Genomic DNA, 17,446 nt, shown 5'->3' with positions numbered 1-17,446 from the left:
TTTCGCACTGCGCTAACTATGCGTTTTACGTATGCGTTATAACGTACATAACACTGGCTTCATACTGGCATGCCAGTCATAACTATTCCCTTGCCAACCGCCAGGGGCCGCACTAATTTTACATCATCAAATCACACACCGCATTCTAAAACATTTTAAATCCTGATTAAAATTTTTCCGCCATGAAAAAGATTATCGCCATTCTGACCCTGGTAACCGTATTCGCGACGGGCGCTTTTGCCTTCGACGAAACCATTGACAACAAAAAAGTGCTGGATTCCTTCAAGAAGGAGTTCGCTACCGCCGAAAGCGTGTCCTGGTACACGTCTTCCGGCAAGTATGTGGCCAAATTCACCCTGCACGCCCGGAAAGTGACCGCGCATTACGACCGTGAAGGCAACCTGCTGGCTACGAGCCGTTATATCGACGATGCAGACCTGCCGCTCAACGTGATCACCCGCCTCATGAAGAAGTATCCCGACCAGAAGATCAACAACATCGTGGAATATGATGCCAATGGCTTCACTACTTACGTTGTGACCCTGGAAAGCGACACGCATTGGACGGTGTTGAAATCCGATTCGGACGGTAACCTCACCCGCCTCAAGAAATTGCAGAAAGCATAACCGAATTTTAGTTTTAGTTTCAGTCAGTATGACCGTCCCGGGTAAAGCCGGGACGGTTTTTTTGTGCCCTGATCACCCATGAACCGGGGTGGTGGTTTTGTGATCTTTTTGACATTTTGTGCTATTGAAAAGTGTACCTTTGCGGCTTGTATACACAAGTAAAACACGTACTGTAATGACTAAAGGACCTGTTTCACAATTTATCCAGCATCATTACCGCCACTTCAATGCGGCGGCACTGGTAGATGCAGCTAAAGGATATGAGACGCATTTGCTGGAGGGCGGCAAGATGATGGTAACCCTGGCGGGTGCTATGAGCACCGCTGAATTGGGGATTTCTTTCGCTGAAATGATCCGTGCCGGAAAGGTCGATATCATTTCCTGTACAGGCGCCAACCTTGAGGAAGATATCATGAACCTCGTGGCCCATACGCACTACAAACGCGTGCCTAATTACCGCGACCTGAGCCCGCAGGAAGAGTGGGACCTTCTGGAACAGGGCTTCAACCGGGTAACCGATACCTGCATCCCTGAAGAAGAAGCGTTCCGCCGCATCCAGCAGCACATCCATAAAATCTGGAAAGATGCGGAAGCCGCCGGCGAGCGTTACTTCCCGCACGAATACATGTATAAACTGCTGCTGAGCGGTGTGATGAAGGAACACTACGAGATCGATCCGAAAAACAGCTGGATGCTGGCTGCCGCTGAAAAGAACATTCCCATTATCGTTCCGGGTTGGGAAGACAGCACCATGGGCAACATCTTCGCATCTTACGTGATCAAAGGCGAGCTGAAAGCTTCGACCATGAAGAGCGGTATTGAATATATGGTTTGGCTGAGCGAATGGTACCGTAACAACTCCGCCGGCAAGGGCGTAGGCTTCTTCCAGATCGGTGGCGGCATCGCGGGCGATTTCCCCATTTGCGTGGTGCCCATGATGTACCAGGATCTGGAGTGGACAGACGTTCCGTTCTGGAGCTATTTCTGCCAGATCTCCGATTCTACCACTTCCTACGGTTCCTATTCCGGCGCCGTACCCAACGAGAAGATCACCTGGGGCAAGCTGGATATCAATACGCCGAAGTTCATCGTTGAGTCGGATGCTACGATCGTGGCGCCGCTCATCTTCGCCTACCTGCTCGGCTGGTAAGCAAATATTTTTCCGTGGAGGCCGCAGGTTGCGGCCTCCTCTTTCCCCCGAAATACCCGACCCCCAAGCCCCGAAACTCCCTACGCTGCCGTTTTAACAAAATCTTTCAAGATACATATGCGAAATATTAAATATTTCTTTATGTTTGCGGAGCAATTGTGTTACATATTCACATTTTTTATAGTTCTTTAAAATCAGGCAGAAATTTTTTTTGCAGGTCCCAAAAACTTCCTACATTTGACCCGCAAAGTCAAAAAGTCAAACGCGATTTTGCAAAGTCCAACAATGGCCGAACAGGATCAAAAGAGGGAAGCGATACTGGAGGTGGCGCTGAAGCGGTTCAAACGCTTTGGCCTGGCCAAGACGACTATGGACGAAATCGCGAAGGATTTGGAGATCAGCAAAGGATCTTTGTATTATTATTTTTCCGACAAGGAGCGCATTTATGTGGCGGTGGTAGAACGGATCGTGAGCGGGAGCTTCAAGGATATCAGCAGTTTCCTCGAAACGGCGGTTTCCGTGAGTGAGGTGCTGGACCGTTACCTGTCGGTAAAAGAAAGGATTTTACTGGAATATCATTTCCTGTTCGGCATCCACATGTGGGTGAGCGACAAACCGAGCATTCTCATGCGCCAGATCGGGGAAATGGTCCACCAGTCGGAAATCTGCTTCATCTCCAGCTGGATCCGCAAAGGGATCGAACTGGGAGAAGTTTCGGAGAAACATGATCCTGCCTATACGGCCGATTTACTTGTACAGGTGTTGTTCGGATTCTGGATCAACTGGTGCAAGTGGCAGGCCGCGGATTTCGACCTTCAAAATGCCGACAATATAAAAGAATTCATGAACCGCGAAAGAAGTGTGTTAACCATTTTCTTTAACGGTTTGCGATAACCCGGAAAAACTATATCCGAAAACCGTTTTATTCGACCGAAACCTGCTTTCCTCCCCGATTGCTATACATGTATGTGGAAACATGAATTAAGCGATTCAATCATTGACATATTAAATTAAAAATTGTACGACAGATGAAAAAGATGATCGTTATGGCCGCATTGGCCCTGTTCGGAACCCAATTCGCAAAAGCACAGGTGCAGAAAGGTAACTTCCTGGTAGGTGGCTCCGTAGGTGTTAACAGCGTAACCGGCAAGGTTGATGGCTCAGATAACAAAAACACGGAAACTACTTTCACTATCAGCCCCAAAGCTGGTTATGCATTGAGCGACAAGTGGATGGTTGGTGTATTTGTAGAAGGTAGCTTCTATACTAACAAAGAAAAAGTTGGCGCCACCACAACTAAAGACAAAACGAATACTATCGCTCCCGGTGTTTTCGTTCGTAACTACTGCCAGATCGCAGATTCTAAGGTTTACTTTACCAGCGAAGCCAACGTTTCTTACGGTTTCGGGACGATCGAAACCAATGATGTGAAGACTGACAAAACTTCCACTATCAAGGCTAACCTCATGCCCGGCATCTCTTACCTGGTTGGTAAACACCTGATGCTCGAAGGTAACATCGGTGGCTTGACTTATTCAAACCAAACCATTAAGCCCGAAGCTGGTGGTGCTGATACCAAAATCAGCACGCTCGATTTCAACTTTATCAAGAGCTTCCAGGTAGGTGTTTCGTTCCTGTTCTAATACATGATATTAGCGTTTTTTATAAAGGCGTTGTTCCTCAGGAACAACGCCTTTTTTCTTTTTTACACCCGATTTATTGTTTTGGCTTGCATCTTGCATTACATGGGTAGATTAATTGTAACCAGCTATGAAATTTAACCGAGTACACCTGCTTTTTGTGCTGGCAGGAACATTCATGTTCGGCAGTTGTGTGGTAGAACGTCACAGTCACCCGCACGGCATGCCGCCGGGACAAGCGAAGAAAGTTTACGGCACCAAATCAGCAAAACCCTTCGCGCCGGGCCAGCAAAAGAAAGGGCACTAACCTGAATTAAAATGTTGGGATATGAAAAGGAATTGGAAAACCGGAGGAGTAATTGCACTGGCAACCATCATGTTTGCCGCATCGTGCGCGGTGCCCCGGCCGCCAAGGCCGCCGAAACCACCGCGTCATCACCATGGCAGACCGCCCACACCACCGACACCGCCGCGCCCTCCGCATGGCCCGATGGAAGAGGCGATGCACACGGACCTTACCATAGCATACCCGCATCGATAAACGGAAATCAGTGTAAAAAGGAGAAAGAGGCTGCCTGATCGCAGTCTCTTTTTTTATATTGGGAACCATTGTCCTTCACCAACGGAAACACCGATTTCATAACCCGAAAAATACGTATCCATGAAAGCAATCCCCTTATTCCTTACGGCGATTATGCTCCTGCTGGCTTCATTCCGCATATCGGACCAGGCGCCCAAAACAACCGCTGTTCGCTGCGGATCTTATCTCCACATCGAAAATCCAACGCACGGGGTAGACGAGCCCTACATCAAAAAAGTTACCATCACCCGCTTGATCGACCATACCGTGGAAGTATACAATATTCCGTCGGGTAGCACTTCCTTACTGTTACCGGCGATCCTGCATCCTGGCAATCAATATAAAATTGATTATCAGCTCATGCCCTCGCTGGCTACTCCGAACCACGGCCTGCTGACCATGAAATATGGGTCGGGTACCATGTTGGCGAGCGCTGAATACCTCGAAGGGGCGGGTGGCATACCTACGGTGAGTATCACAACGTATGTAGATTGCTACACGTATTACGTGCGGTGCCATAATTACTAAAGCGGTCACAATAAAAAAGGCCGGTACGCAATTGTACCGGCCTTTTTGTGTATTGTTGAAACGGATCACTATCTGTTCATAGTAACCAGGAATTCTTCGTTGTTCCGTGTTCCGCGCATGTGCTGGAGCATGAAGTTCATGGATTCTTCCGTGTTCATGTCTGCCAGGTGATTGCGGAGGATGTATACTTTCTGGAGCACGTCTTTTTCCAGCAGGAGATCGTCGCGGCGGGTAGAGGAAGCCGTAACGTCGATGGCCGGGAATACGCGGCGGTTGGCCAGGCGGCGGTCGAGCGCGAGTTCCATGTTACCGGTACCTTTGAATTCCTCGAAGATCACCTCGTCCATTTTGGAGCCGGTGTCGATCAGTGCGGTGGCCAGGATGGTGAGGGAACCGCCGTTTTCGATCTTACGGGCGGCGCCGAAGAACTGTTTGGGTTTCTGCATGGCGTTCGCTTCCACACCACCGGAGAGCACCTTACCGGAAGCAGGGGCCACGGTATTGTGGGCACGGGCCAGACGGGTGAGTGAGTCGAGCAGGATCACTACATCGTGCCCGCATTCCACGAGGCGTTTCGCTTTTTGCAGTGCGATGGCGGAAACTTTCACGTGTTTTTCGGCGGGCTCGTCGAATGTAGAAGCGATCACTTCCGCTTTCACGGAGCGTTCCATATCGGTCACCTCCTCGGGTCGTTCATCGATCAGCACAACCATGAGATAGATCTCGGGGTGGTTGGTGGCGATGGCGTTGGCTACTTCTTTCAGCAGCATGGTTTTACCTACTTTCGGTTGCGCCACGATGAGGCCACGCTGGCCTTTACCGATAGGCGTGAAGAGGTCCATGATACGGGTGGAGTAGTTGTTGGACGTGGTGGTGAGGTGCAGTTTCTCGAAGGGGAACAGCGGCGTCAGGTAATCGAAGGGTACGCGGTCGCGCACTTCTTCGGGTGTTTTGCCGTTGATGGTTTCCACCTTCAGCAGGGCGAAGTATTTCTCGCCTTCTTTCGGCGGGCGAACGGAGCCGCGCACGGTGTCGCCCGTTTTGAGGCCGAACAGTTTGATCTGGCTGGGAGAAACGTAAATATCGTCGGGGGAACTGAGGTAGTTGTAATCGGAGGAACGGAGGAAGCCGTAACCGTCGGGCATCATTTCCAGGACGCCTTCGGAGAGGATCACGCCGTCGAACTCGATATTGAATACCGGTTCTTTTTTCGGGTATTTATGTTGTTGCTGTTGCGGATTGTTGGCAACGGGTTGCGGCTTGATGGGCGCTACCGGTTCCGCTACGGTCACGAAGTCGTCTTCCGCTTCTTCTTCCGGAATGATGGCCGGTTCTTCTTCCTCTTCGGTAAGCGCGGGCAGCACGATGTCGTCGTCGTCATCAAACGTCAGGGACGGAATGTCGAGGTCGATATCGATCTTGCGTTTAGCCGGAGGGGCTTTGATCTCTTCTTCGTCTTCTGATTTGGAAACTTTTGTGGTGGCGGCTTTTCGGCTTTTCTTGGCGGCGGGTTTTTCTTCTTCTTCTTCGGGGTGGGGAGCGGATTTCTGAGGAGCGGGGGCCGGGGCGGGTTCGTCTTTTTTCGTTCCTACCGGTTTCCTCTTCCTCACTTTCTTTTCATCTCCGTTACCTGGCTTATCTTCTGAGGCTATCACGGCTTGTTTATCGAGTATTTTATAAATGAGTGTTTGCTTATCCAGTTTCTTTGCATTGGGAATTTCCAGCTTCTCGGCGATGTCAAGTAGTTCAGGAACGAGCATGTCGTTCAATTGTAAGATGTCGTACATCATCTGTTTTTGTAAAATTTAGAAGTGTCGTAAGGCGGGTACCACTGCATACCAACATACACCAATTAACAAATAATTGTTTTGTGTCAATAATAAAGTCTTGATCATTAATTTGATGGGATCACCTGTGGTGAGGTGACTGCTGATGAAGATGGCAAAAAAGGAACTTAATCAGACAGATTGAGGACACAAGTTTAGGACTAATTTTGCGATTCTCCAAAAAAATGTTGAACCCTCCGCCCTAACGTATAACGATTTACGGTCATGCGCTAGCCGGCCTGTAATCCCCGCCCCTCTTCAAAAAGCCGATTTTCGTCATCCGAATTTGTCTATTTTTGCAACTCAATTCAAAACACATATTGATATGAGCCAAAGAGTAAAAATCAGGCAGGTCCTCCAGGACGAAAGAACAAACTATGAAGTCACGGTTAAAGGATGGGTGCGCACCTTCCGCAACAACCAGTTTATAGCACTGAACGATGGCTCAACCAATAATAACCTCCAGGTAGTGGTAAACGAGGCCGACATGGACCCCGCCACCTTCCGGCGCATCACCCGCGGCGCGGCCATCAGCGTCACCGGCGAGATCATCCCCTCGCTCGGCAAAGGCCAGCGCGTAGAACTGAAAACCGCCAACCTGGAGATCCTGGGCGACTGCGACGCCGAAGCCTACCCCATCCAGCCCCAGAAACAAAGCCTGGAATTCATGCGCGAAATCGCCCACCTGCGCTTCCGCACCAACACCTTTGGCGCCGTGTTCCGGATCCGCCACTCCCTGGCCTTCGCCGTTCACCAGTTCTTCCACCAGAAAGGTTTCGTGTACCTCCATACGCCCATCATCACCGCGTCTGACGCGGAAGGTGCCGGCGAAATGTTCCGCGTCACCACCCTCGATATGAAGAACCCGCCCCGCAACGAAGCCGGCGAAATCGATTATAAGGAAGACTTCTTCGGCCGCTCCACCAACCTCACCGTTTCCGGGCAGCTGGAAGGCGAGCTCGGTGCCATGGCCTTCGGCGATATCTACACCTTCGGCCCCACCTTCCGGGCAGAAAACTCCAACACCGCCCGCCACCTGGCGGAATTCTGGATGATCGAACCGGAAATGGCTTTCTATGAACTGAAAGACAATATGGACCTCGCCGAAGAATTCATCAAGTACGTGATCAAATTCGCGCTCGACAATAACCGGGAAGACCTCGAATTCCTCACCCAGCGCCTCGCCGACGAAGAAAAACAGAAACCGCAGGCAGAGCGCAGCGAAATGGGCCTGATCGAAAAACTCGAATTCGTACTCAACAACGAGTTTGAGCGGATCACCTACACCGAGGCCATCGACATCCTCCGCAACAGCAAGCCCAACAAAAACAAGAAGTTCACCTACCCGATCGATGCCTGGGGCGCCGATCTGCAGAGCGAGCACGAACGCTTCCTCGTGGAGAAACACTTCAAGAAACCCGTGATCCTCACCGATTATCCCGCCGCCATCAAATCGTTCTACATGAAACAGAACGACGACGGGAAAACGGTCCGCGCGATGGACATCCTGTTCCCCGGTATCGGCGAAATCGTGGGCGGATCGCAGCGGGAAGAGAACTACGACAAGCTCGTGGCCCGCATGAACGAGCTGAACATCCCCGTGGAAGAGCTGTACTGGTACCTGGACACGCGCCGCTTCGGCACCGCGCCCCACGCCGGTTTCGGCCTCGGCTTCGAGCGCCTGGTGCTGTTCGTGACCGGTATGACCAATATCCGCGACGTGATCCCCTTCCCCCGCACGCCCAAAAGCGCGGAATTCTAGTCGGACACATTTATCTATATACGAAAGCAGGCGCAACCCGCCTGCTTTTTTTATGCATGCACGTTTGTGGAAAACACTGGCGGCTGCATCCTAGAGGTAATTGAGCAAAACAATACAGTGTGTGTAATCACGGCGGCGGGTTTCGCTCCTGCCGCCGGAATTTCTTCATCTTTCAAACCGGTCCCTATGGCAGAAATGATCACTTCCCCGCAAAAAGGCAACCGCCGCCGCAGCCCGAAACGTTCTACCCGCGTAGATATGACGCCCATGGTAGACCTCGGCTTCCTACTCATTACGTTTTTTATGCTGACCACCACGCTCGCCGAACCGAAGTCTTTACCGCTGATCATGCCGGCAGACGGGGCTTTCACGCCGGTACCCGAAAGTAAATCCATCACCCTGCTCGTTCGCAGCGACCGCACCATTTCGTGGTACGAAGGCACGGGCGACGATTCCGCGAAGCCGCCACAGTTGCAGCATAGCACGTTTTCCGCGCAAAACGGTATCGGCGAAGTGATCCGCTCACGGCAGCGCGCCGTGGCCGCGAAGTGGGGCGATCCGGAAGAATTAATTGTGTTGATAAAAGCGGAGAACGGCGCCAGTTACGGCAATGTGGTAGATGCGCTCGACGAGATGAAGATCAACCGCGTGGCGCGGTATTCGCTGGCCGACATAACACCGCAGGAGGAGAAATTGTTGCAACGTTAGGGCGCGCGGGGGGAGGGTTTTTCCCTTACCTTTAGTATTCCAAAACACTATCGATATGGCAACCGTTCATTCCATCCCCTCCGTTGACCTCGCGGATTTCCGCTCCGGCGATGCCGCAAGGAAAGCCGCGTTCGTGACAGCCCTGGGCAAAGCGTATGAAGAAGTCGGGTTCGTAGCCGTGAAAAACCATGGTATATCCGATGAGCTCATCAAGCAGCTGTACGACAATGTTCGCGCTTTCTTCCAGCTGCCGGCCAGCACCAAAAGCAAGTACGAAATCCCGGAACTGGCGGGCCAGCGTGGATATACTTCTTTCGGGAAGGAACACGCAAAGGGGTTTGAGGCGCCTGATCTGAAGGAGTTTTTCCAGTTCGGACAGTCGGTGGAAGATGATGACCCCGTGAAGGAAAGCTATCCCGATAACGTGATGGTAAAAGAAGTGCCGGAATTTACGCCGACGCTGTACAAAGCGTATCGCGGGTTCGAAACCTCGGGCAATTCACTTCTCCAGGCTATCGCGCTGTACCTCGGGCTCGACGAGCATTTCTTCGATAAAAAGATACACAACGGCAACTCCATCCTGCGCGCCATCCATTACCCGCCCATCACCCAGGAACCTTCTTCCGCCATCCGGGCGGAGCAACATGAGGATATTAATTTAATTACCTTGCTCGTGGGCGCTTCGGCCGACGGATTGCAAATTCTGGATAAACAGGGGGATTGGGTGCCGGTAACGTCTTTGCCTGACCAGATCGTCGTGAACGTGGGAGACATGCTCCAGCGCCTCACCAACAATCGTTTGAAATCGACCACCCACCGGGTCGTAAACCCGCCGCGCGAGCTGTGGAACACCTCGCGGTTTTCCATCCCGTTTTTCCTGCATCCCAAGTCAGACATGGATCTTACGTGTTTGGCGCAGTGTGTGGACGGCAGTCACCCGGAGGCATATGAGCCCATTACGGCCGGCGAGTACCTCGACGAGCGCCTGCGCGAGATCGGCCTGAAAAAATAAATAGCTTTGACTTGCCCGGAGCCCGCGCTCCGGGTATTTTGTGCCTGGTCCTGAACAACACTGAAAACCTGTTCAGAGAATGAACAGGAATGAACGAAAACCGAATGCCGCCGAACATCGTTATTTGCGGCATGCATACCCATCAAATTATCCCGCTGGCTATGGATGACATGAGAATCATCTCAGGCGGCATTTCGGTAGACGAAGCAACGGGCGATCTGCCCACATTGCCGCCCGTCAGGAACCGGGACGCGAAGGACCCGACTAACGGATTACGCACCGAATCGGCCGACACGAACGGCCCGCGCATCGAACCGCCGGGACTCGACGTGGCCGGCATGATGCGTGGCCGCTAGTTGCTGGCCGTGGCCGCGGGGGCGCTCGCCTGAAGGGCCGTTAGCTCTCCCGCGGTAACTCCCTGGCCGTTGAACAACCGGTTGAAATATTCGACCATCGCGGAACTGAGGCGGTAGTCGTTGTAGGGGAAATTCATGAAATAGCTATGCTGCCAACGCGCCAGTTCCAGGAAGTTGACGTATCGTGCATTGGAGGCCCGCTGGCGTTGGGGCACCTTTTCGCCCAGCTGCCGCTTCAAAGTGAGCAGGTGCGCACCTTTCAGCTGCAAATCGCGCTTGTTGTAATGCACGTAAACTTGCTTCGCGAAGTGGATCTTTTCTACCCAGCGGGCATGCCGCCGCATGGGAACACAGGCAGCGTTGATGATGAGATTGTCGACGAACGGTGGTACGTTTGCCGCCAGTACGCCCGTGTCTTGCCCCTTCATCATTTGTTCGAGGATGATATTGCCCATACTGTGGTAAAACGTGGAAATGGAGACGCCCTCGGTCCAGGGTTCCCTGTTTTCCCGGGCCGCCTGTAGGGTACGCAGCAATTGCAGGTACTGCGGCGCGGAAAGCCGCGCGTTCTGCCGCGCGAAACGGAAGTTTTTAGAAGGTTTGTAAGTGGTATTGATACTGGCGTAGTCGAACATGACCACGTTCACGGCGTATTGCGCGCTCATCAGCTGCGCCCGTTCCACATTGGACGTGAAAAGCTTGCCCATCCCTTCGGCATACACGACGATATCGCGGTGGCGCGGGAGGTGGTCCATGGCTTCGGAGAGCGTGGGCTCGGGGTACACTTTCCACGTTCCCTGCTGTTTTTCCAGGAAAAAGTACTTCAGGGCCGATGTGTCGATGAATTCGTCCACGAAACGCAGACTGTCGGGATGAATGAACCGGTTGGTGACGACAACCAGCGAAGTATCGCTGCCGGAAGGCCGCTGCTGGCGGGATTGCAGTGTGAACCGCGACCAGTACGCCTGGCTGTTGTAGTTGGAAAGCTGTGCCTGGGCGGCGCATGCCAGCGCAAGGAAAAAGCCTGTCAGAAGACGTTTCATGGGAATGCTGTTATTTCTTTAACGCCTAAACGAAACCAAAAGTTTCGCCAGTTTGTACGTACAAGTTTTATGCCTTGCTAACCCACGGATTATCAGGCACATTTAAGGGAGGGATTTGAATATTTCATTATTTTACTGGAAATTGAGGGGCGAACTGATATCCCAACGTGTTTTTACGTCACATCTCATTTTTGAAAGCAGTCTTGTTGCACAGCTTCACGGCATTCGGGGGCCCGCAGGGGCACCTGGCCATGATGATGAAAACCTTTGTGCAACAGCGCCGGGATGTTACGGAGAAGGAGCTGATGGAATACAATGCGTTCTGCCAGTTGCTGCCGGGCGCCTCCAGCTCCCAAACCCTCACCCTGATCGGGTACAAACGCGGCGGCGTTCCCCTCGCGGTAGCCACCCTCGCCATCTGGATCACGCCGGCCTGCCTGCTCATGGGCTCCCTCAGTTTTTTGCTGCAATTCATGGACAAGCGGGCCCTCAGCGTCGATATCTTCAAATATGTTCAGCCCATGGCCGTCGGCTTTCTCGCCTTCGGCGGTATCCGCGCCTACCAGATCAGTATCCGCAACACCGCTACATTCATCATCATGGTGGTGGCCATGGCGGCGGCGTTCTTTTTCAAATCTCCGTGGACGTTCCCAGCGCTCATCATCCTCGGCGGCACCATTTCCAACTTCAGCGACAAGCGCATCCCCGATATCAACGAACCGAGAAAAAAGATCCAGTGGGGCAACCTCTGGCTGTTTGCGCTCATCTTCGTGGCGGCGGGCGTGATGTCGGAAATGGCGCGTACCAATAACTGGATCACCCGGCGGCCGTTCAACCTGTTCGAGAACTTTTACCGTTTCGGGAGCCTCGTTTTCGGCGGGGGCGATATTCTCATCGCCATGATGCTGGAACAGTACGTGTTCCGCTCCAAAAGCCAGTTTATGTCGGCCGAAGAGCTGCTGACCGGCGCGGGGATCATGCGCGCGATGCCGGGGCCCACCTTTTCGGTGTCGGCCTATGTGGGTGGTATGGTCATGCGCAGTCTGGGGCCGGGGTACCAGTTCATCGGCTGCATCATTGCGCCGGTGGCAATTTTCCTGCCGAGCATGTTGCTGGTACTGTTTTTCTTCCCCATCTGGAACAACCTGAAAAAACATGTGGTGATCTACCGCGCCCTTGAAGGGATCAACGCGGTGGTGGTGGGCGTGATGTGGGCGGCTACCATCTTCCTCTTCATATCCATCCCCATTACCTGGTACAACGCGCTGCTGATGGTCTCTACGCTGTGCCTGCTTTGTTTTACGAAGCTTCCTTCCCCCGTGATCGTGATCGCCTGCATCCTGGCGGGCGCGTTCCTGTAATCAGGCCTGTTGCCGCCAAACACTGGCCAGTTCCCGCTTCCGGCGCTCCGTAATGTCGAGTACCGACTGGTTATGCAAATGCAGTTGCAGCCGGTCGTGGTCGATGTGATGGATGTGGGGCAACTGCACCATCTGGTGATTGTTGACCTGGTAGAAGCGCATCCCGGCAAAGAGCTCCGTGTAATAGCGGAATGGCCTGCGCGACTGCAGGAGGTCGCCGTTGGAAAGGCTGAAGAGGGTTTTATCGGTCCCGCCTTCGACGTACGCGATATTTTCCACGGAGGCCACGAATTCGCCGCCGCCGGAAAGTGGGATCACGATCTGGTGAACGTCGCGGGTGGTTTTGCCGAAGTTGTGGAGGAGCACATCGTACCGCTCCTGGCGCCCGGGCGATCCGAGGCGCTGGCGAACGGCCTGCACGGCCTGCTGGAGGCTTTCGCGGTCGATGGGTTTGAGGATAAGTTCCACCTCGCTGAAGCGGATGGTATGGAGATAGCGTTTCTCGAACGCGGTTACGAAAATGGTTTCGAAAGTGGAGTCGTAGGCGCCGGTCAGCACGTCGAACCCGGTGCCGTCTGGCATTTCGAGATCGAGGAATACGAGTTGCGGGCGCTGCTCGCGGATTTGGGCGATCCCTTCACGGCAATTCCCCGCCTGTGCCACCGCTTCGATGTCGGGGCAATAGCGCTGCAGCATGAGGGAAATAATATCCCGGCTGTTCCGCTCGTCGTCAATGATTACTGCACGGATCATGGGTCTTCCAATTTGGTCCCGTCTTACAACTGCGGTATAAGCACCTTCACGATGGTGCCGCTGTCCTGTGTCTTGCGGGTCGATTTGTCTATGATTTCGATCTGGATGCCGGTATTGTACATTTTGTTCAATAATTCCGCCCTGTTGAAGCTGATTTCCATGCCGGACGACTGGTGATGCCCGGGGAGCGTCCGCAATTGGCGGCTGCGCTCGATGCCGATGCCGTTATCTTCCACCAGGCATTCGAGCATATCGTGGGCGATCATGGTAAAGCGAATGGTCAATTGTCCCGTTGTGTGCTCTTCGTTGTTCATCCCATGCTTGACGGCGTTCTCCACATAGGGCTGCAGCAGCATCGCAGGCACTTCCAGCTCTGCCGTGTTCAGCGTGGGGTCCATCAAAATCTCGTAACTCATCTTCTGTTCAAACCGCATCTTTTCAAGACCAAGATAAGTATTTAAATAAGTTATTTCGTCGGCCAGGGAAATAAAATTGCGGCGGGAGAAGTCCAGCGTCTTGCGGATCAGGTACGAGAAATCGGACAGGTATTTCTGTGCGTGCTCGTAATCGCGCTGCATAACGAACAGCTGGATCGAGTTGAGGCAGTTGAAGATAAAATGGGGATTGATCTGCGCGCGGATGGCTTTCAGCTCAATTTCCGCGAATTTCTTGCTGTATTCCGCCTCCATCTGGAGTTTGCGTTGCTCTTCCAGTTCCGTTTTCCGCCGCACGATCTCGGTGGTCTGCTCCCGCACCAGTTCTTCCAGCTGCTCGTTGAGCTTACGCTGGAGCTCCTTGTTTTTGTTCAGTTGCTTGATGAGCAGCTCCTGCGTCCGGGTCTTTTCCTGGTGCACGAGCTTGTTCCGGTAACTGAGGCCCGCGGCGTATGACAGGGATTGCAGCAGCACGCCCACTACCAGCAGCATGTACGGGTATACCAGCTCGGGAAGCGGGGTGAAGGGAACGGGCTCGGTATTGCGGAGGAACGACCAGATAGACAGGATGTACAAACTGAGCGAACCGTACAGGAAAAACCGGATGAGGGGGTGATGGCGCATCCGCCGGCCCAGAGCTATGAACGAAATGCCGAAAGGTATCAGCGATGCGAAGGTGGCCCAGGTGAAGATTTCGCCAGGGAGGATGAAGTTCCCCATGGCCATGGACACGAAGCAGGCGAGGATGCACCCGGCGTAGAAAATGTTACTGTAAAGATAATACCGCGCCATGAGGGGGAACCGCTCCCGGAGGTTCAGGAAGGCGCTGCCGAAGAGCATGGACATAAAGTAGAAACAGCCGATCAGCGCCGGAACGTCCCAGTAATATTTCAGCAGCGGTAATCTGTGGAAGAACGATAGCTGGTAGGGCTTCGTTTCCAGCCGGAGACAGAAAAACAGGATCAGCCCCAGCAAATACACGGAAAAATACATGCTCGGCTTGTCTGGCAGCTGGACGTAGTTGATGATCGTGATACTGAGCAGTACCAGCAGCATGCCGATAACGATCTGGATCACCAGCACTTCGGCCTTATACAGGTTTGCCTCACGGTTCCGGAACTGCGCATAATGGATGGCATCGTAGAGCACGGGCATGAGCTCGTTTTCGCGGTAGTAAGGGTTCGTTAAGTGGAGGAAGAAGGTGCGCACCTGGCCGGCCGGTACATGAATGGGAAAGGCGTACCGGTCCCAACGGTCCGCGTCCGGTTCGTACATCATCATACCCGCGCTGGAAAGGAGCTGCAGTTCGCCGGAGGTGTTTTGCGCATAGAACCGGAGCTGTTCCTGCCAGCCAGCGAAGAGGTACAGTACGGAATCCACCGGTCCGGTATTACGGATGGTCAGCCGCAGCCAGCAATCGTTCTGACGGTGAAGGAGTTTTTTCCTGGTGTGGAAGATGGACGTGTCTTTCCCGAAAGGAAGCGCCGCGGCGGTGGCGGGCGTGGCTTCGCCCGTAAAAACGGACAACTGGTGCCGGATATCGAGGCCGTTGACCGGCCGGGAAAAGTCGAGCTGCAGCGTATCCTGGGCGCCGGCGCGCTCCGTCCACAGGAGAACGGAACAAATCATCAGGCATATCACGGATAGGCGCTTCACTATTATGGCTTATGAATGGTGGATGAATTGATCGATGACGCTGGCGAGGGCACGGTCTTTTTCCGTGACGGTGTTGCCGGCGCTATGGGTGCTCAGCCAGATTTCCACCCTGTTCCAGGTGTTGGTCCAGGTGGGATGATGGTCCATTTTCTCCGCGGCCAAAGCTACTTTGGTCATAAAAGCGAAAGCTTCGCGGAAGTCGGGGAAGGTGAAGGCGCGGTACAGGTGCCGCTCGGTTTCCTGCCACATGGTGCGTTGTTTTTGCGGTGGACGGTTGGGGAATAAAGTATCAGAATATCAGGTTAATCCGGTTTTTGATGTCGCGCATATCCAGCAGCGACGCCATTTGTACCAGTTCGGCCTTTCTGCATTGTTCGATGAGCGTTTTCACGTCGGCCTGTTGGTAATAGCTGCCCTTGATGAGCCAGAGGTAATCCACGTGCTTCAGTTCGGGGAGCAGGAATTCCGCCTTGCAATGATTGTTGTAGAAGTAATGCCCGGCGCCCTTGGTGATCTCCTGGTGCTCGTACACGGTGAAGAAAAAGGAGCGGCGGTTTTTGGCGAGATTGATCTCCAGGGTATTGTTCACCCGGAAATCGAACCCCAGTTGTTTGTTGAGTTGCCAGATAAGCTGATAGTCTTTGGCCTGGGAAATGATCCCTGCCAGCCAGGTGTCTTCGAAAAAATCTTCCACCAGTGCGTCCTGGTCCAGCTTCAATTTAAGTACAGACATGCGGTAAAGTTATCGAAAAAGGTCTGGCACCTATTTTTTCTTTTTGGGCAACGCTGTGTTCTTTTTGGTCAACGGCGGGTTCCAGAACTTATCCGTAAAGCCGACTACCTGGTTATTGCGTACTTCGACCCCTTCCTGTTCCAATAATTCCTGCATTAAAGTGGGGGTGGCGAAGTGGACCGCGCCGGTCAGAAGGCCTTTACTGTTGACCACGCGATGGGCCGGAACGGGGGGATGGGCTTTTCCGGCCTGGTGCATGGCCCAGCCAACCATGCGGGCGGTGAGGCGGATGCCGGCTCTTTCGGCGATGGCGCCGTAGCTGGTTACCCGCCCGCGGGGGATTTCCCGGGCGATGCTGAATACCCGCTCGATGAAATCAGGCGCCGTCTTTTGGGCGGCGGGCTTCGAGGAGGCGCTTTCTTTTTTCTTCGGGGACGTTTTCATAATCAAACGGGCAATGCAGGCAGCCGTTCCCGCAGCAATACCCCCGTTCCCGGTGGAAATGCTCGGTCAGAACAACATATCCCTGCTCGTTGTAATAAAAATCAATATTTTCCTGCAGCTGCTTCTTCATCCGTTGCGAGGTTCGCGGCTTTCCAGTCGATCGGCGCAGCCGGTAATGCAAATTTAAGGAACCGGATGGTTCTGCCGTCTGCCAGGTGCATGCCTTCATAATAGGTTTGGATCTGGAGGAGTTCCGGAACGGGGGAAAGGGCGTAAACGTCGGGAACGTCGGTGATGAGGCGGCATCCCATCCGGGCGATCACCATTTTGGTGAAGGTGTATAGTTCGTTGGAGTCGGTTTTCAGGTTCACGGTGCCGCCGTCTCCCAGGAGCTGCTGGTAGAGCGCGAGGAACCGGGGATGGGTGAGGCGTTTTTTGGATTTGGACTGGCGGAGGAAGGGGTCGGGGAAGGTGATCCAGATATCTTTCACTTCGCCGGTTGCAAAATAATCGGTGATTTGCTCGATCTGGGTGCGCAGGAAGGCAACGTTGGCGATATGTTGATCGATGGCGGTTTTTGCGCCTTTCCAGATGCGGTTGCCTTTCAAATCCACCCCCATAAAGTTCTCTTCGGGGTATTTCCGTGCCAGGCCGAGGGTGTAATCGCCTTTGCCGCAGGCCAGTTCGAGGGTGAGCGGGTGGCTGTTCCCGAAATGGCGGTTCCAGTTCCCCGGCATGTCTTTCGGATAGATGAGCACGTTGGGAAAGGTCTCAATTTCCGCGAATCGTTGTAATTTCTTGTGTCCCATGAGGGCGCAAAAGTACGAAAAGGGA

General features: G+C 53.3%; 20 protein-coding genes. 11 read left to right on the top strand and 9 right to left on the bottom strand.

What is annotated here, in order from left to right:
* The first annotated feature begins 182 nt into the window (after window positions 1-182).
* The 6 genes from EJ361_RS11665 (at window position 183) to EJ361_RS11640 (ending at window position 4,524) form a co-directional block, all read left to right on the top strand.
* A complete protein-coding gene (locus EJ361_RS11665; RefSeq protein WP_126245797.1) occupies window positions 183-626 on the top strand; it encodes a PepSY-like domain-containing protein in 444 nt (147 codons plus the stop codon).
* A gap of 175 nt (window positions 627-801) precedes the next feature.
* Window positions 802-1,776: a deoxyhypusine synthase family protein gene (locus EJ361_RS11660; RefSeq protein ID WP_126245796.1), complete on the top strand. Its 975-nt coding sequence runs from the start codon at window positions 802-804 to the stop codon at window positions 1,774-1,776.
* 285 nt (window positions 1,777-2,061) lie between these two features.
* Window positions 2,062-2,670, top strand: coding sequence for a TetR/AcrR family transcriptional regulator (locus EJ361_RS11655; RefSeq protein ID WP_126245795.1), 609 nt, complete (start codon window positions 2,062-2,064; stop codon window positions 2,668-2,670).
* A gap of 134 nt (window positions 2,671-2,804) precedes the next feature.
* Window positions 2,805-3,419, top strand: coding sequence for an outer membrane beta-barrel protein (locus EJ361_RS11650; protein ID WP_126245794.1), 615 nt, complete (start codon window positions 2,805-2,807; stop codon window positions 3,417-3,419).
* A 127-nt stretch (window positions 3,420-3,546) separates the two neighbouring features.
* Window positions 3,547-3,723 carry a quinol oxidase subunit 4 gene (locus EJ361_RS11645; RefSeq protein WP_126245793.1) on the top strand — a complete coding sequence of 59 codons (177 nt, stop codon included), beginning with the start codon at window positions 3,547-3,549 and terminating at the stop codon, window positions 3,721-3,723.
* Between the two features lie 354 nt (window positions 3,724-4,077).
* The gene (locus EJ361_RS11640) at window positions 4,078-4,524 is read left to right on the top strand and encodes a hypothetical protein (protein ID WP_126245792.1); all 447 of its coding nucleotides are present in this window, start codon (window positions 4,078-4,080) and stop codon (window positions 4,522-4,524) included.
* A 68-nt stretch (window positions 4,525-4,592) separates the two neighbouring features.
* On the opposite strand, the gene rho is transcribed toward EJ361_RS11640, so the two are convergent.
* Window positions 4,593-6,311: a transcription termination factor Rho gene (rho, locus tag EJ361_RS11635; RefSeq protein WP_126246046.1), complete on the bottom strand. Its 1,719-nt coding sequence runs from the start codon at window positions 6,309-6,311 to the stop codon at window positions 4,593-4,595.
* A gap of 364 nt (window positions 6,312-6,675) precedes the next feature.
* On the opposite strand from rho, the gene asnS reads away from it, so the two are divergent.
* From asnS to EJ361_RS11615, 4 genes are all read left to right on the top strand, one after another.
* Entirely contained in the window at window positions 6,676-8,112 is a 1,437-nt protein-coding gene (gene asnS / locus EJ361_RS11630; protein ID WP_126245791.1) for an asparagine--tRNA ligase, read from the top strand.
* A gap of 186 nt (window positions 8,113-8,298) precedes the next feature.
* Window positions 8,299-8,820, top strand: coding sequence for an ExbD/TolR family protein (locus tag EJ361_RS11625; RefSeq protein WP_126245790.1), 522 nt, complete (start codon window positions 8,299-8,301; stop codon window positions 8,818-8,820).
* Window positions 8,821-8,875: 55 nt separating this feature from the next.
* A complete protein-coding gene (locus EJ361_RS11620; protein WP_126245789.1) occupies window positions 8,876-9,832 on the top strand; it encodes an isopenicillin N synthase family dioxygenase in 957 nt (318 codons plus the stop codon).
* Between the two features lie 161 nt (window positions 9,833-9,993).
* Window positions 9,994-10,188 carry a hypothetical protein gene (locus EJ361_RS11615; protein WP_126245788.1) on the top strand — a complete coding sequence of 65 codons (195 nt, stop codon included), beginning with the start codon at window positions 9,994-9,996 and terminating at the stop codon, window positions 10,186-10,188.
* On the opposite strand, the gene EJ361_RS11610 is transcribed toward EJ361_RS11615, so the two are convergent.
* Complete coding sequence (locus EJ361_RS11610) at window positions 10,185-11,231, bottom strand: alpha/beta hydrolase (protein ID WP_126245787.1); 1,047 nt, start codon at window positions 11,229-11,231, stop codon at window positions 10,185-10,187. The genes EJ361_RS11615 and EJ361_RS11610 overlap by 4 nt on opposite strands.
* A 191-nt stretch (window positions 11,232-11,422) precedes the next feature.
* On the opposite strand from EJ361_RS11610, the gene chrA reads away from it, so the two are divergent.
* Window positions 11,423-12,592, top strand: a complete 1,170-nt coding sequence (gene chrA / locus EJ361_RS11605; protein ID WP_240646613.1) for a chromate efflux transporter — start codon at window positions 11,423-11,425, stop codon at window positions 12,590-12,592.
* Here chrA and EJ361_RS11600 read toward each other — a convergent pair whose 3' ends face one another.
* Genes EJ361_RS11600 through trmB form a run of 7 tightly spaced genes read right to left on the bottom strand, consistent with a single transcriptional unit; the run spans window position 12,593 to window position 17,421 of the window.
* On the bottom strand, window positions 12,593-13,345 hold the full coding sequence (locus EJ361_RS11600; protein ID WP_126245785.1) for a LytR/AlgR family response regulator transcription factor: 753 nt from the start codon (window positions 13,343-13,345) through the stop codon (window positions 12,593-12,595).
* A gap of 23 nt (window positions 13,346-13,368) precedes the next feature.
* Entirely contained in the window at window positions 13,369-15,408 is a 2,040-nt protein-coding gene (locus EJ361_RS11595) for a histidine kinase (RefSeq protein WP_126245784.1), read from the bottom strand.
* A 36-nt stretch (window positions 15,409-15,444) separates the two neighbouring features.
* Window positions 15,445-15,684, bottom strand: a complete 240-nt coding sequence (locus EJ361_RS11590) for a 4a-hydroxytetrahydrobiopterin dehydratase (protein ID WP_126245783.1) — start codon at window positions 15,682-15,684, stop codon at window positions 15,445-15,447.
* A gap of 40 nt (window positions 15,685-15,724) precedes the next feature.
* Window positions 15,725-16,168: an IPExxxVDY family protein gene (locus tag EJ361_RS11585; RefSeq protein WP_126245782.1), complete on the bottom strand. Its 444-nt coding sequence runs from the start codon at window positions 16,166-16,168 to the stop codon at window positions 15,725-15,727.
* Between the two features lie 30 nt (window positions 16,169-16,198).
* Window positions 16,199-16,612, bottom strand: coding sequence for an MGMT family protein (locus EJ361_RS11580; RefSeq protein WP_126245781.1), 414 nt, complete (start codon window positions 16,610-16,612; stop codon window positions 16,199-16,201).
* Window positions 16,545-16,742 (bottom strand): DUF5522 domain-containing protein, encoded by a 198-nt coding sequence (locus EJ361_RS11575; protein ID WP_126245780.1) that lies wholly within the window; start codon window positions 16,740-16,742, stop codon window positions 16,545-16,547. Before EJ361_RS11575 ends, EJ361_RS11580 begins: the two co-directional genes overlap by 68 nt.
* Window positions 16,714-17,421, bottom strand: a complete 708-nt coding sequence (gene trmB / locus EJ361_RS11570) for a tRNA (guanosine(46)-N7)-methyltransferase TrmB (RefSeq protein ID WP_126245779.1) — start codon at window positions 17,419-17,421, stop codon at window positions 16,714-16,716. Before trmB ends, EJ361_RS11575 begins: the two co-directional genes overlap by 29 nt.
* Window positions 17,422-17,446 lie beyond the last annotated feature (25 nt).

The sequence above is a fragment of the Chitinophaga rhizosphaerae genome, assembly GCF_003958645.1.
Taxonomy (GTDB): domain Bacteria; phylum Bacteroidota; class Bacteroidia; order Chitinophagales; family Chitinophagaceae; genus Chitinophaga; species Chitinophaga rhizosphaerae.
This window is presented reverse-complemented; position numbering and strand designations above follow the sequence as displayed.

Excerpts from the sequence above, each read along its gene's own strand:
- EJ361_RS11640 (WP_126245792.1), top strand. The coding sequence starts at position 4,078 with ATGAAAGCAATCCCCTTATTCCTTACGGCGATTATGCTCCTGCTGGCT.
- EJ361_RS11650 (WP_126245794.1), top strand. The coding sequence starts at position 2,805 with ATGAAAAAGATGATCGTTATGGCCGCATTGGCCCTGTTCGGAACCCAA.
- asnS (WP_126245791.1), top strand. The coding sequence starts at position 6,676 with ATGAGCCAAAGAGTAAAAATCAGGCAGGTCCTCCAGGACGAAAGAACA.
- rho (WP_126246046.1), bottom strand. The coding sequence starts at position 6,311 with ATGTACGACATCTTACAATTGAACGACATGCTCGTTCCTGAACTACTT.
- EJ361_RS11655 (WP_126245795.1), top strand. The coding sequence starts at position 2,062 with ATGGCCGAACAGGATCAAAAGAGGGAAGCGATACTGGAGGTGGCGCTG.
- EJ361_RS11590 (WP_126245783.1), bottom strand. The coding sequence starts at position 15,684 with ATGTGGCAGGAAACCGAGCGGCACCTGTACCGCGCCTTCACCTTCCCC.
- trmB (WP_126245779.1), bottom strand. The coding sequence starts at position 17,421 with ATGGGACACAAGAAATTACAACGATTCGCGGAAATTGAGACCTTTCCC.
- EJ361_RS11580 (WP_126245781.1), bottom strand. The coding sequence starts at position 16,612 with ATGAAAACGTCCCCGAAGAAAAAAGAAAGCGCCTCCTCGAAGCCCGCC.
- EJ361_RS11665 (WP_126245797.1), top strand. The coding sequence starts at position 183 with ATGAAAAAGATTATCGCCATTCTGACCCTGGTAACCGTATTCGCGACG.
- EJ361_RS11600 (WP_126245785.1), bottom strand. The coding sequence starts at position 13,345 with ATGATCCGTGCAGTAATCATTGACGACGAGCGGAACAGCCGGGATATT.
- EJ361_RS11575 (WP_126245780.1), bottom strand. The coding sequence starts at position 16,742 with ATGAAGAAGCAGCTGCAGGAAAATATTGATTTTTATTACAACGAGCAG.
- EJ361_RS11615 (WP_126245788.1), top strand. The coding sequence starts at position 9,994 with ATGGATGACATGAGAATCATCTCAGGCGGCATTTCGGTAGACGAAGCA.
- EJ361_RS11595 (WP_126245784.1), bottom strand. The coding sequence starts at position 15,408 with ATGATTTGTTCCGTTCTCCTGTGGACGGAGCGCGCCGGCGCCCAGGAT.
- EJ361_RS11645 (WP_126245793.1), top strand. The coding sequence starts at position 3,547 with ATGAAATTTAACCGAGTACACCTGCTTTTTGTGCTGGCAGGAACATTC.
- EJ361_RS11585 (WP_126245782.1), bottom strand. The coding sequence starts at position 16,168 with ATGTCTGTACTTAAATTGAAGCTGGACCAGGACGCACTGGTGGAAGAT.
- EJ361_RS11625 (WP_126245790.1), top strand. The coding sequence starts at position 8,299 with ATGGCAGAAATGATCACTTCCCCGCAAAAAGGCAACCGCCGCCGCAGC.
- EJ361_RS11620 (WP_126245789.1), top strand. The coding sequence starts at position 8,876 with ATGGCAACCGTTCATTCCATCCCCTCCGTTGACCTCGCGGATTTCCGC.
- EJ361_RS11660 (WP_126245796.1), top strand. The coding sequence starts at position 802 with ATGACTAAAGGACCTGTTTCACAATTTATCCAGCATCATTACCGCCAC.
- EJ361_RS11610 (WP_126245787.1), bottom strand. The coding sequence starts at position 11,231 with ATGAAACGTCTTCTGACAGGCTTTTTCCTTGCGCTGGCATGCGCCGCC.